Below are 12,542 nucleotides of genomic sequence, written 5' to 3'. Positions count from 1 at the left end.
CTTCATGCTCACCATCTACAACGATCAGCACGCACTGCACCAAGGCAAAGTCGAAATGTTCCGGGGCGAGCTGGTGCCCTGCTTCGAGGTGCCCGCGCGCGTCGACCATGTGAGGCACGAACTGGAACGGCGCGGCCTCGGCCCGTTGCAGTCGCCCGATGCGCTCGACGATGCCCTGCTGGCGAAGGTGCATGCGCCGCGCTACCTGGACTTCATCGCCGGCGCGTGGGACGAATGGGTGGCGCTCGATCCGGCCAATGCCTCGCGCGATGCCTTGCCTTCTTACTGGCCCACGCGCGGCATGCGCACCGACGTGCTGCCGCAGAGTTTTCCGGCGCGCCTGGGCCTCTTCTCGTTCGATGCGGGGACACCGCTCACGGCCGGCAGCTGGGCCGCGGCGCGACAGGGCGCCGCCTGCGCGTGGACCGCGGCGCAGCGCGTGCTCGCCGGCCAGCGCAGCGCCTTCGCGCTCACGCGCCCGCCGGGCCACCATGCGGGCGCCGACTTCTTCGGCGGCTACTGCTTCGTCAACAACGCCGCCGTCGCCGCGCAGGCACTGCGCGATGCGGGTGTCGAGCGCGTGGCGGTGCTCGACGTCGACTACCACCACGGCAACGGCACGCAGGCGATCTTCTACGAGCGCAGCGACGTGCACTTCGCCAGCCTGCATGGCGACCCGCTCACCGACTACCCGTACTACCTCGGCCATGCCGACGAGCGCGGCGCCGGCAAGGGCGAGGGCTTCAACCACAACCTGCCGCTGCCGCGCGGCACCGACTTTGCGGCTTGGCGCGCGGCGCTCAAGACGGCGATCGACGGCATCGCGAAGGTGAAAGCCGGCGCGCTCGTGGTGTCGCTGGGCGTCGACACCTTCGAGGGCGACCCGATCTCGGGCTTCAGGCTGAAGAGCGACGACTACCTGCGCATGGGCGAAGACCTCGCGCGCCTGGGGTTGCCGACGGTGTTCGTGTTCGAAGGCGGTTATGCGGTGGCCGAAGTGGGCGTCAACACGGTGAACGTGCTCGAAGGCTTCGCGCAGAAGTAAGCAACCGAAGCAGCGGGAGCCCCCTCGGGCGCCGCTGCTGACGCGCAGGCGACTGCGCGGCCTGAATAGGCCCTGGTTTCCCCGGGAAATCAGGGGAGCCCCGATTGCCTTCGACCACCGGGCCGGGCCCAATCGGCGCTTTCCCAAGTTTCAGGAACCCGTCAGCCATGCTCCGCCGATCTTCGCTCCTCTGTGCCGCCACGCTTGCCGCGTGCGGCCTCGTCTCCCCGCTGGCGGCCTTTGCGCAGCAGGCCTTTCCCGCCAAGCCCATCAAGCTGGTCATCGCCTTTCCTGCCGGCGGCCCGACCGACATCACCATGCGCCAGCTGGCCGACAACGCCAGCAAGATCCTGGGCCAGCCCGTGATCGTCGACAACAAGCCCGGCGCCGGCGGCACGCTGCCCGCGCAGGCGCTGCAGACCGCGCAGCCCGACGGCTACACCGTCGCGCAGATTCCGCTGGGCGTGTTCCGCCTGGGCTACACCACCAAGATCAACTGGGACCCGCTCAAGGACATCACGTACGTGCTGAACGTCACCGGCTATGCCTTCGGCATCGTCGTGCCGGCCGACAGCCCCTTCAAGACCTGGGCCGACTTCGTCGCCTATGCCAAGGCCAACCCCGGCAAGCTCACCTACGGCTCGACCGGCAACCTGACCAGCCCGCATCTCACGACCGAGATCATTGCGCAGAAGGCCGGCATCACGCTGCAGCACGTGCCCTACAAGGGCAGCGCCGACCTGATGCTGGCCGTGGTCAGCGGCCAGCTCATGGCCGCAGCCGACAGCACCGGCTTCGCGCCGCAGGTCGAGGCCGGCAAGCTGCGCGTGCTCAACACCTGGGGCGACAAGCGCCTGGCCAAGTTCCCCGACGCGCCCACGCTCAAAGAGCTGGGCTACGACGTGGTGCAGAACTCGCCCTTCGGCATCGGCGCGCCCAAGGGCACCTCGCCCGAAGTCGTGAAGAAGCTGCACGACGCCTTCAAACAGGCGATGGAAGAACCGAGCTACGTCGCCTCGCTCGGCCGCTACGACATGCTGCCCAACTACATGAGCTCGGCCACGTACACCAAGTTCGCGCAGGACACGGTGGTGCGCGAGAAGGTGATCATCGACAAGCTGGGGTTGGCGAAGGAGAAGTGAGGCGGAGGGAACACGACAGCCGCGGCCACGGTCGCTGCTGAACATGGATTCCGCCGGTTTCTATGCACGTCGTCGACGACGTGTATAGAAATTCGATTTTTCTATGCACGTTTCGGCCTGCGCCATGCAGCGCCTACCCCGATCCCCGATCGGTGTCCCGAACTCACCCCCTAAAACCCTCTGCAATTTAGGCGTTAACCCCATGTAATCCCTTTGTCTTCCAGCGAAGGAAAACTCGGACCCAGTCTCGCGGCGGCATCGCCCGGACGTCCCACTGTCGCGCCCGATGTCGGTGCAGCGACTTTCCCATCCCTGGAGTGACACGAATGAAAAAATCCCTGCTTGTTCTGGCTGCCATCGCAGCCTGCGGCGCCGCGTCGGCGCAATCGACCGTGACCCTGTTCGGCGTGGTCGATGCCGCCTACCGCAACGTAGCGAACAAGAGCGTTTCGACCAACCCCTTCGGTCCCGCCTACAGCGTGAAGGCCAGCCGCACCGAGCTGGCGAATTCGGGCCTGAGCTCGAGCCGTCTCGGCTTCCGCGGCGTGGAAGACCTGGGCGGCGGCCTGTCGGCCAGCTTCTGGCTCGAAGCCCCGATCACCAACGACGACGGCGCCACCGGCGTGTCGAGCTTCACCCGCCGTTCGACGGTGAGCCTGGCAGGCAGCTTCGGCGAACTGCGCCTGGGCCGCGACAAGACCGCGACGGTGATGAACGAAGAACAGTTCGATCCGTTCGGCGACACCGGCATCGGCGGCTCGCTGATCATCGACGCCAACGAAGCCAGCCTGTCGGGCAGCGGCTACGGCAGCAACAGCACCTACAAGCGCGCCAGCAACATGGTGCAGTACTTCCTGCCGCGCCTGGGCGGCCTGTACGGCAACGTGGCCTACGGCCTGGCCGAGCAGACGCGCCTGTCGCCCGACACCGCCGCCAGCACCAACACCGGCCGCCACATCGGCGGACGCCTGGGCTACACGACGGGTCCGTTCGACATCGCCGCCAGCTACGCGCAGAACGACACCAGCTTCACGTCCGGCAGCGGTGCCGCCGCCGTGGCGCGTCCGGGCAAGATCAAGACCTTCAACCTCGGCGCGACCTACGACTTCGGCGTGGCCAAGCTGTTCGGTGAAGTCTCGCGTTCGAAGGACGAGCGCAACGCGCTGAACATCTTCACGACCGGCCAGGACGTGGACCTCACGGGCTACCTGCTGGGCGTGACCGTGCCGATCGGCCCGGGCGTGATCCGCGCGTCGTACGCGCACGTCAAGTACGACTTCAACCGCGTGCCGGTCTTCGGCGTGAACAACGCCGACCCGAAGGCCAGCAAGCTCGCGCTGGGCTACGTGCACAACCTGTCCAAGCGCACCGCGCTGTACGGCACGGTCGCGCGCGTCAGCAACAAGAACGGCGCAGGCCTCACGGTGGGTGCAGGCCCGTCGTACGCCACCACGTTCAACCGCACGGCGCTGCAGGCCAAGAGCTCGATGGGCTACGAGTTCGGCATCCGCCACACGTTCTGATGGTTTGAGCGGTCGCGTACTGCGCGACCGCACCCCCGCAAGTTTCTCCAAGGGTCGTTCAACCGGTCCATTCGGCCCGCCTCGTGCGGGCCTTTTTTTCGTCTGCGGCCCCGGAAGACGGCGTGGCTCAGCGCGCCGACAGCACCGCGTGCGCCGCTTCGGCAAACCCTGCGCCGCGCTCGCCCTGCGTTACGTAGCGCGGCAGGTGCTCCAGCTGCGGCACGAAGCGCGCGACGTTCGCCACGCCGATGCTGTGCGCGAAGCTGCGGAACATCAGCTGGTCGTTGGTGGAATCGCCCACGTAGGCCCAGCGGTCCATCTCGTCGTCGAGCGTGCGGCCCCAGAGTTCGCGCACGATCCAGCGCGCGCCTTCGAGCTTGTCGTTGTCGCCGTACCAGCCGTTGATGTGGATGCTGCTCACGGTGGCGTGCATGCCCTCGCCGCGCATCAGCGCGACGACGCGCGCGATGGTGTCGTCGTCGAGCGTCACGAACTCGCTGTGGTCGATCGCGATGTCGGTCTCGCGCCCGGGCGAGTCGGTGGCGCGGCCGGCGCCGGGAATCTCGCGCTCGATGCGCGCCAGCACGGCCTGCATGCGCGCGAAGTTGGCGGCGCGCGTGGCGGCGTCCTGCTGGTAGCGCTTCTCGACACCGCCGTCGGCCGCAGGCCCCAACGCCACCGCGCCGTTCTCGGCCACGATGGCATCGACCGGCCAGCTGTTCACGAAGGGCAGGCTCCAGCCCACGGGCCGGCCGGTGATGGCCACCACCGCGAGGCCCGCGGCCTTCAGGTCGGCCAGTGCCTTCAATGCGTCGGGCGTGATGGCGCCGTCGGTGGTGAGCGTGTCGTCGATGTCGGTGAACACGCCGGTCAATGCCGTGCGCGCGTCGGCGGGCCAGCGCGTCAGCGGCAACAGGTGGTGGGGCGAAGCGGGCAGGGCAGGGGGAGGCGAAGACATGGGCAGGATTCTCGGGAAGGCCCGTGATCGTACCGGCGCTTTCGTGTAGCATCCCGCCCCCGCCGCGCTTTCAGGGCCGGCGCGGCACTCTGCTTCTGTCTCTCACCATGCCTCACATCCTCGTCGACAACCTCCGCAAGACCTACCGTGTGTCCGAGCGCGACCCCGGTCTGCGCGGGGCGCTGCGCGGCCTGCTGCAGCGCCGCCACCGCACGGTGGAGGCGCTGTCGGGCGTGTCGTTCGCGCTGGAGCGCGGCGAGCTGCTGGGCTTCATCGGGCCGAACGGCGCGGGCAAGTCGACCACCATCAAGATCCTGTCGGGCATCCTGCGGCCCGACGGCGGGCGCGTGGAAGTCGATGGCCGCGACCCCTTTGCCGACCGCGAGCGGCACGTGGCGCGCATCGGCGTGGTCTTCGGCCAGCGCACGCAGCTGTGGTGGGACCTGCCCGTGGGCGACGGCTTCGACCTGCTGCGCGACATCTACCGCGTCGACCCGCAGCGCTACCGCCGCACACGCGACGAGCTGGTCGCGCTGCTGCACCTGGAGCGCGTGCTCGACCAGCCGGTGCGCCAGCTTTCGCTGGGCCAGCGCATGCGCGCCGAGATTGCGGCGGCGCTGCTGCACGAGCCCGACCTCCTGTTCCTCGACGAGCCGACCATCGGCCTCGATGCGCCCTCGAAGCTCGCCGTGCGCGACTTCGTGCGGCGCGCCAACCGCGAGCGCGGCACCACCGTGCTGCTGACCACGCACGACATGCACGACATCGAGGCCCTGGCCCAGCGCGTGATCGTCATCGGCCACGGCCGCGTGCTGGCCGACAGCCCGGTCGAGGCGCTGCGCGCGCAGGTGCTGGCCGAGCGCCGGCTGGTGGTCGACTTTGCACAAGACGCCACGCTGCCCGCGCACGTCGACGGCGCCACCGTGCACTCGCGCGACGGCCAGACGCTGGTGCTCGACTTCGACCCCAAGCAGACCCCCGCCCCCGCGCTCATCGCCCGCATCGCCGGCGCGCACGCCGTGGAAGACATCCGCCTCGAAGGCCTTGCGATCGAAGCCGTGATCGCGCGCTTCTACGCCATGCACGGAGCGGCCGAGGCGTGAGGCCGGCCATGGGCCTGCGCGAACTCGCCCGGCCGTATGTCGCGGCGTTCGTCTCGCGCTTTTTGCAGATGCTGCAGTACCGCACGGCGGCGCTCGCGGGCTTTGCCACGCAGTGCTGGTGGGGCGGCATCAAGGTGATGGTGTTCGCCGCGTTCTACAGCGGCAGCGCCATCGCGGGCGCGGCCTCGTCGATGTCGCTGGCCCAGGCCATCACCTACACCTGGCTCGCGCAAGGTTTGCTGGTGCTGATGCCCTGGCTCGGCGACCCGGAAGTGGCTCAGGCTGCGCGCACCGGCGCGGTCGCCTACGACCGGCTCCGCCCGGTGGATGCGTACGCGCTGTGGTTCGCGCGCACGGCGGGTTGGATCGCAGCGCGCCTGTTGCCGCGCGTGGCGCTGATGGCGGCCTTCGCGGCGGTCGCGCTGCCGCTGGTGGGGCTGGGCGACTGGGCCTGGCAAGGGCCTGCGAATGCCGTGGCCGGCGCGGCGTTCCTGCTGTCGGTGGTGCTCGGCCTCCTGCTCTCCACCGCGATGGTGATGTTGCTCAACGTGGCGACCACGGCGGCGCTCAACGAGCGCGGCATCCAGGCGGTCGCGACGCCCGTGGTCATCGTGTTCTCGGGCAACCTGCTGCCGCTGGCGCTGCTGCCCGACGCCTGGCAGATCGCGCTGCTGGTGCAGCCGTTGGCCGGGCTGATCGACATTCCGGCGCGGCTGTACTTCGGGCAGTTGAGCGGCTGGCATGCGTTGATCGGCTTGGGGCTGCAATGCTTCTGGATCGTCGCGCTGGTCGCGTTCGGGAAGGTCACGATGGGGCGCACGATGCGCAGTCTGCAGGTGCAGGGTGGTTAAGGTGCAGCGCTGTTCAGGGCGCACTCACGCCGACGGGGAGCCTTGCTCCGCGAATGTCCTCCGCCCTTCGGGCTCCCCCTTAATTTCGCTGCGCAAGGCACCCCATCGACGTGAGCGTTGGGCAGTGCGGTCGTTGATCGACCCGCACAACGACCGCGCTCGGTGTGCGCAGGACACTGGGTGCTTCCCGCAGCGAAATCAAGGAGGAGGGCGAAGCCCGGGGGACATTCGCGGAGGGAAGTACCCGGTGGCCTGTGCACGCGCCCTGAACAGCGGCAAACCAAGCCAAGAGGGCCACTGAAGATGGGCGCACTTCCCCTTTTCTTCCGCCTCATGGCCGCCTCCATCAGCGGCCAGGCGAGATACCCCGCATCGGCTTTGCTGCTCACCGTCGGCCAGTTCCTCGGTACAGGCATCGAGGTGGTCGCCGTCTGGGCGCTGTTCCATCGCTTCGGCGAAGTGCAGGGCTGGGGCATCGGCGAGGTCGCGCTGTTCTATGGCCTCGTGAACTGCATGTTCGCCCTCGCCGACGCATTGGGTCGCGGCTTCGACGTGCTCGGCACCGAGTTCCTGCGCACCGGCACCTTCGACCGGCTGCTGCTGCGTCCGCGTCCGCTCGCGCTGCAGCTCATGGGCCACGACGTGCGCATCAGCCGCCTGGGCCGCCTGCTGCAGGGCCTGCTCGTGCTGGCCTTCGCGACCGTGCAGGCCGACATCGCGTGGACGCCAGGCGCGGTGGCCGTCGCGCTGTTCGCGATGGCCGGCGGCATCGCGCTGTTTCTCGGCATCCTCGTGCTGCAGGGCACGCTGTCGTTCTGGACGGTCGAGAGCCTGGAGATCGCCAACGTGCTCACCTACGGCGGCGTGCAGGCGGCGCAGTACCCGCTGGCGCTCTACGCGCAGTGGTTCCGCCGTGTGCTGACGTTCATCGTGCCGCTGGCCTGCGTGGCGTACTACCCGGTGCTGGCGATTCTGGGCAAGTCCGACCCGCTGGGCGCGCCGGCCTGGGTGGGGTGGGTGTCGCCGCTCGCGGGCTTCGTGTTCCTCGCGGCGGCGTTCGGTGCGTGGCGCATCGGGCTGCGCCACTACACCTCGACGGGCAGCTGATCAGCCTGCGCTTTGCAGCGCCAGCCCCGCGTGCTCTCGCAGCGGATGGAAATGGATCTTCGGAAAGCGCTCCTGCGCCAGCCGCACGTCGTACGGCGAGGTGCACAAAAAGGCCAGCGTGTCGGCCGCGTCCTTGGCCATGCGCACCGGGTAGGCGTGGACGAACTCGCGCAGCTCGGCCGGGGTGTCGGCCGTGATCCAGCGCGCGCCCGTGTACTGGCAGCCTTCGAGCCGCACGTCGGCGTCGTACTCGGCCTTCAGGCGGTGCTGCACCACTTCGAACTGCAGCTGGCCGACGGCGCCCAGCAGCATCGGGCCGCCGACCTCGGGGCGGAAGACCTGGATCGCGCCTTCCTCGCCGAGCTGGGCCAGGCCCTGCTGCAGCTGCTTGGTGCGCAGCGGGTTCTTCAGGATGACGGTCATGAACAGCTCGGGCGCGAAGAAGGGCAGCCCGGTGAACTGCAGGTTCGCGCCGTCGGTGATGGTGTCGCCCAGCTGCACGCCGCCGTGCGTGGTGAAGCCCACGATGTCGCCCGCGTAGGCCTCTTCCACCGCCTCGCGGCGCTGGCTCATGAAGGTCACGACGCTGGTGGGACGCAGCTCTTTCGACGTGCGCTGCACCTTGAGCTTCATGCCCGGCGTGTACTTGCCCGAGGCCATGCGCACGAAGGCGATGCGGTCGCGGTGGTTGGCGTCCATGTTGGCCTGCACCTTGAAGACCACGCCCGCGAAGTCCTTGTCCTCGGGCTGGATCTCCTTCACCACCGGCTGGCGGTTGACCAGCGTGGTGCTGGTGCGCGACTGCGGTTGCGGCGCCAGGTCGACCAGTGCGTCGAGCACTTCCATCACGCCGAAGTTGTTCACGCCGGAGCCGAAGAACACGGGCGTCTGCTTGCCGGCCAGGAAGGCCTCGCGGTCCCAGGTGGGGGAGGCGCCGGTGGCGAGTTCCATGCTTTCCATGGCGTGCTCGAAGTCGGCGCCGAAGCGCTTGGTCAGCGTGTCGCGTTCGCTCAGCGGGATGGTCTCGAAGTCGTGCGGCAGCCGCTCGCTGCCCGACTCGAACACCGTCATCGCCTGCGTGCGCAGGTTCATGATGCCGCGGAAGCTCTTGCCCTGGCCCACGGGCCAGGTCATGGGCACGCAGGGCATGCCGAGTTCGCGCTCCACCTCGTCCAGGATGTCCAGCGGCTCGCGCACTTCGCGGTCCATCTTGTTGACGAAGGTGATGATGGGCGTGTCGCGCTGGCGGCAGACCTCGATCAGCCGGCGCGTCTGCGCTTCCACGCCGTTGGCCGCGTCGATCACCATCAGCGCCGAGTCGACGGCGGTGAGCACGCGGTAGGTATCTTCCGAGAAGTCCTTGTGGCCGGGGGTGTCGAGCAGGTTGATCACGTGCTCGCGGTACACCATCTGCATCACCGACGAGGCCACCGAGATGCCGCGCTGCTTCTCGATTTCCATCCAGTCGGAGGTGGCGTGGCGCGAGGCCTTGCGAGCCTTCACCGAGCCGGCGATCTGGATCGCGCCCGAGAACAGCAGCAGTTTTTCGGTCAGCGTGGTCTTGCCGGCGTCAGGGTGGGAAATGATCGCGAAGGTGCGACGGCGGCGGGTTTCGGCGAGAAAAGACAAGGTGGGCAATCTGCAGGGGGAATCCCCCGATTTTAGGAGGCCGCCCCGCAATCCTCCTCAATCCCCTGCCGATGGGCCTAAAACGCCTCCGTCACCCCGTACGCCCGCATCTGCGCCTCGACCTGCGCCGCGTCCTGGCTCAGCACCACGAGGTCGTGCGCCTTGCCCTCGCGGTCTTTCACGTGGCGCGTCAGCAGGGCCTCGGGCCGGAAGCCCAGGGCCTGGAAGACGGCGATGGCGCCGCGCTGGTCGACGCTCATCTGGGCGACGATCTTTTCCTGCCCGTGCGCGAAGGCCAGCGCGCAGCCCTCCTGCGCCAGCTGCTGGCCCAGGCCGCCGCCGCGCAGCGTGGGCGAGACCAGCACGCGCAGCTCGGCGACATGGCCCGACCACGAGTGCGGGTCGCGGATGACGGCGGCGCAGCCCAGCACGGCGCCATTGCGCACGGCGAGCACGCTGTCGATGTCGCCGCGCTCGATGGCGCGGACCCAGGCGGCCATCACCTTGGGCTCGGTGATGTCGCGCGGCAGAAAGAGCAGGTCGTGCGTCGGCAGCGCCTGCGCGAAGGCGAGCACGGCGGGGGCGTCGGCGCCGGTCATCAGGCGCAGGGCGATGTCGCCGTCCGCGTGGGCGACGGTGCGCGGGTAGGTCCGGGAAGAAGATGCGGTCATGGGAAGGTGTTCGGTGGTTGTGTTCGTCAGGTGGAGCGCACGCCCAGCCATTCGTCGAGCTTGGGCCACAGCCGCCGCACGGCGTTGGTGCCGGCCGCCAGGCTGACGTGGCCGCCCTTGAGCACCACCTCTTCCTTGTCGGTGGAGCCGATGCCGGCAATCAGCGGCTGCCCCGCCTCGTAGGGCACGATGTGGTCGTGCTGCGCGAGCGCGTGCAGCACCGGCACGGTGATGTTCTTCAGCAGCACCTTGCGCCCGCCGAGCACCAGCTCGCCCTTGTGCAGCTTGTTGTCCCACATGAGCTCCTTCACGGTCTGGCGGAAGTACTCGCCGGCCAGCGGCAGCATCTCGGCGCCCCAGCGGTCGAACATGCGGTACGACTTGACGAACTCGTCGTTGGCCATGTTGTCCCACAGCTGCACCAGCCCGGCGCCGCGCCCGGCGGGGCGCAGCATGTCGAAGGAGGCGAACAGCATCTCGGGCGGCACGTTGCCCACGGTGTCGATGAGGCGATCGACGTCGAAGTACCGCCGGTCGGACCACGCATGAAAGAGCGTCATGCGGCTGAAGTCGATCGGCGTGGTGAAGAGCGCGAGGTTCTTCATCGGCCCGTCGGGATGCAGCGCCGCGTACAGCGTGGAGAGCACGCCGCCCATGCAGTAGCCGGCGAGGGTGACGTCTTCTTCGCCCGAGTCTTCCTGCACGCGGCGGAGCGAGTCGGGAATGAAGTCGAGCACGTAGTCTTCGATGCGCAGGCGCTTCTCGTCGGGGCGCGGCGCGTTCCAGTCCATCACGTAGACGTCGTAGCCCTTGAGCAGCAAATACTCGACCATGCTCTGGCCCGGCGCGAGGTCGAAGATGTAGGCGCGGTTGGTGGTGGCCATCACCATGAGCACCGGCACGCGGTAGATCTCGTCGACCATCGGGCGGTAGTGGTACAGGCTCAGCGTGCCGCGTCGGTGGATCTCGTCCTTGGGCGTGAGGCCGACGGCGGGCGCGGTCGAGGTGAGGAAGTCGAGCCCCTTGATGTTGCGCTGGATGGTGCGCTCGATCTCGCCGCGGATGTCGGGCAGCGCGCTCATGGGCGGCGCTTTCCGGTGGGGCGTTTCTTTGGGGCGGCGGCTTTGACAGGTGGGATCGGCGCCGCCGCGGGCGGCTGCCTGGTGCGACGTGGCCGGGGCGACGCGGTGGCGGCATCGGCGGTCCGCGCTGTCCGCGCAGCAGGTCCGGCCCCGCCTTCCAGCGCGCGGCGGATGCCCGCCAAGTGGTCGTCGATGCGGTGCAGCTGTTCGCCCAGCGCCTGCAGGTCGCCGCGTGTCGGCAGGTTCAGCAGCGTGAGGTAGCGCGCCATCAGGTCGCCCAGCGCCTTCTGCGCGGTGAGCGAGGCGTTCATGCCGCCATGCATGCCTTGTCGGAACGGGTCCGACGCCATGGTTTCGTTGGCGAATTCGTTGGTGCTTTTCTCCCACTGGGCCGTGAGCTCACGCCACATCGCCATGGGATCGAGGGACGGAAACTGGCTCATCGAAACACCTCCGTCTGGGTTGGTCGTTGTCTCTTTTTTTCTTCAGTGATCGTCGCGTCGCGCTGCTCGTGCGGTGTGCGCGGCAATGGCCTCGGTGATCTGCGGCCACATCGCGATCGGCAGTGCGTGGCCCATGCGTGGAATGCGCAGCAGCTTCGCGCCGGGAATGGCCTCGGCCACGTCGATGCCGCAGGCCACGGGCACCAGCGGATCGACGTCGCCGTGGATCACCAGCGTGGGCACCTGCACCGCACGCAATGCCGGCTTGCGGTTGCCCGACGCGAACACCGCCGCCAGCTGCCGCGCCACGCCGCCCGGGTTGAGGCCGCGCAAAAAAGCGAGCTGCGCGCGCCCGGCATCGCGTGCCTCGTCGAGCGGAAAGGCGTCGGGCCCGCGCAGCACGCGCCACAGCTTGGCGTGGTGCGGCAGGTAGGCCTCGAAGCTCGTCGGGGTGGGCGCGAACAGCACCGCCAGCGCCTCGGGCGTGGGCGGCGGCAGGGCCGGGTCGCCCGTGCTCGACATGATGCTGGTGAGCGAGCGCATCCGCCCCGGGTGATGGATGGCCATCTCCTGCCCGATGGCGCCGCCCATCGACGCACCCACGATGTGGGCGCGCGCGATGCCCAGCGCGTCGAGCAGGCCGGCGCAGTCGTCGGCCATGTCGCGCAGCGTGTAGGGCACCTGCAGCGGCCGGCCGGCCATGGCCTGCAGCATCAGCGCCTGGATGTCGGGCACGCCGGCGTGCGGCAGGTGGGTGGAGTGGCCGATGTCGCGGTTGTCGAAGCGGATCACGTGGTGCCCGCCGGCCTGCGCCAGGCCAGCGCAGAACGCGTCGTCCCAGGCGACCATCTGGGCGCCGAGGCCCATGACCAGCAGCAGCGGCGGCGCCTCGGGGTCGCCGAAGCTGTCCCAGGCCAGGTCGATGCCGTTGGCGCGGGTGCGCCGTTCGGTGCGGGGTGGGACAGCGGTCATGCGGACGGCGGTCTTC

At 68.9% G+C, this 12,542-nt stretch carries 12 protein-coding genes; 6 read left to right on the top strand and 6 right to left on the bottom strand.

Annotated elements, in window-relative coordinates:
- Positions 1-4: 4 nt before the first annotated feature.
- The 3 genes from RZE79_RS27105 (at position 5) to RZE79_RS27095 (ending at position 3,710) form a co-directional block, all read left to right on the top strand.
- Positions 5-1,045, top strand: a complete 1,041-nt coding sequence (locus tag RZE79_RS27105) for a histone deacetylase family protein (RefSeq protein WP_319357615.1) — start codon at positions 5-7, stop codon at positions 1,043-1,045.
- Positions 1,046-1,212: 167 nt separating this feature from the next.
- The gene (locus tag RZE79_RS27100; protein WP_319357614.1) at positions 1,213-2,187 is read left to right on the top strand and encodes a tripartite tricarboxylate transporter substrate binding protein; all 975 of its coding nucleotides are present in this window, start codon (positions 1,213-1,215) and stop codon (positions 2,185-2,187) included.
- Between the two features lie 326 nt (positions 2,188-2,513).
- A complete protein-coding gene (locus tag RZE79_RS27095; protein ID WP_319357613.1) occupies positions 2,514-3,710 on the top strand; it encodes a porin in 1,197 nt (398 codons plus the stop codon).
- A gap of 127 nt (positions 3,711-3,837) precedes the next feature.
- On the opposite strand, the gene RZE79_RS27090 is transcribed toward RZE79_RS27095, so the two are convergent.
- A complete protein-coding gene (locus tag RZE79_RS27090; protein ID WP_319357612.1) occupies positions 3,838-4,668 on the bottom strand; it encodes an HAD-IIB family hydrolase in 831 nt (276 codons plus the stop codon).
- Between the two features lie 107 nt (positions 4,669-4,775).
- Here RZE79_RS27090 and RZE79_RS27085 point away from each other — a divergent pair, with 107 nt between their 5' ends.
- The 3 genes from RZE79_RS27085 to RZE79_RS27075 all read left to right on the top strand — a co-directional run bounded on the left by RZE79_RS27085 (position 4,776) and on the right by RZE79_RS27075 (position 7,729).
- Positions 4,776-5,771: an ABC transporter ATP-binding protein gene (locus RZE79_RS27085; RefSeq protein WP_319357611.1), complete on the top strand. Its 996-nt coding sequence runs from the start codon at positions 4,776-4,778 to the stop codon at positions 5,769-5,771.
- Between the two features lie 8 nt (positions 5,772-5,779).
- Entirely contained in the window at positions 5,780-6,622 is an 843-nt protein-coding gene (locus RZE79_RS27080) for an ABC transporter permease (protein ID WP_319357610.1), read from the top strand.
- 303 nt (positions 6,623-6,925) lie between these two features.
- Positions 6,926-7,729: an ABC-2 family transporter protein gene (locus RZE79_RS27075; RefSeq protein WP_319357609.1), complete on the top strand. Its 804-nt coding sequence runs from the start codon at positions 6,926-6,928 to the stop codon at positions 7,727-7,729.
- Here the strand turns inward: RZE79_RS27075 and RZE79_RS27070 are convergent, their stop codons facing one another.
- The 5 genes from RZE79_RS27070 to RZE79_RS27050 form a co-directional block, all read right to left on the bottom strand.
- The gene (locus RZE79_RS27070) at positions 7,730-9,358 is read right to left on the bottom strand and encodes a peptide chain release factor 3 (protein ID WP_153281938.1); all 1,629 of its coding nucleotides are present in this window, start codon (positions 9,356-9,358) and stop codon (positions 7,730-7,732) included. It abuts the gene before it with no gap.
- Positions 9,359-9,435: 77 nt separating this feature from the next.
- Positions 9,436-10,029 carry a GNAT family protein gene (locus RZE79_RS27065; RefSeq protein ID WP_319357608.1) on the bottom strand — a complete coding sequence of 198 codons (594 nt, stop codon included), beginning with the start codon at positions 10,027-10,029 and terminating at the stop codon, positions 9,436-9,438.
- 26 nt (positions 10,030-10,055) lie between these two features.
- Positions 10,056-11,111 carry an alpha/beta fold hydrolase gene (locus tag RZE79_RS27060; RefSeq protein WP_319357607.1) on the bottom strand — a complete coding sequence of 352 codons (1,056 nt, stop codon included), beginning with the start codon at positions 11,109-11,111 and terminating at the stop codon, positions 10,056-10,058.
- A complete protein-coding gene (locus RZE79_RS27055) occupies positions 11,108-11,554 on the bottom strand; it encodes a hypothetical protein (RefSeq protein ID WP_319357606.1) in 447 nt (148 codons plus the stop codon). Before RZE79_RS27055 ends, RZE79_RS27060 begins: the two co-directional genes overlap by 4 nt.
- A gap of 42 nt (positions 11,555-11,596) precedes the next feature.
- Complete coding sequence (locus tag RZE79_RS27050) at positions 11,597-12,526, bottom strand: alpha/beta hydrolase (protein WP_319357605.1); 930 nt, start codon at positions 12,524-12,526, stop codon at positions 11,597-11,599.
- Positions 12,527-12,542 lie beyond the last annotated feature (16 nt).

Source organism: Variovorax sp. EBFNA2 (genome assembly GCF_033802765.1).
GTDB classification, from domain to species: domain Bacteria; phylum Pseudomonadota; class Gammaproteobacteria; order Burkholderiales; family Burkholderiaceae_C; genus Variovorax; species Variovorax paradoxus_H.
This window is presented reverse-complemented; position numbering and strand designations above follow the sequence as displayed.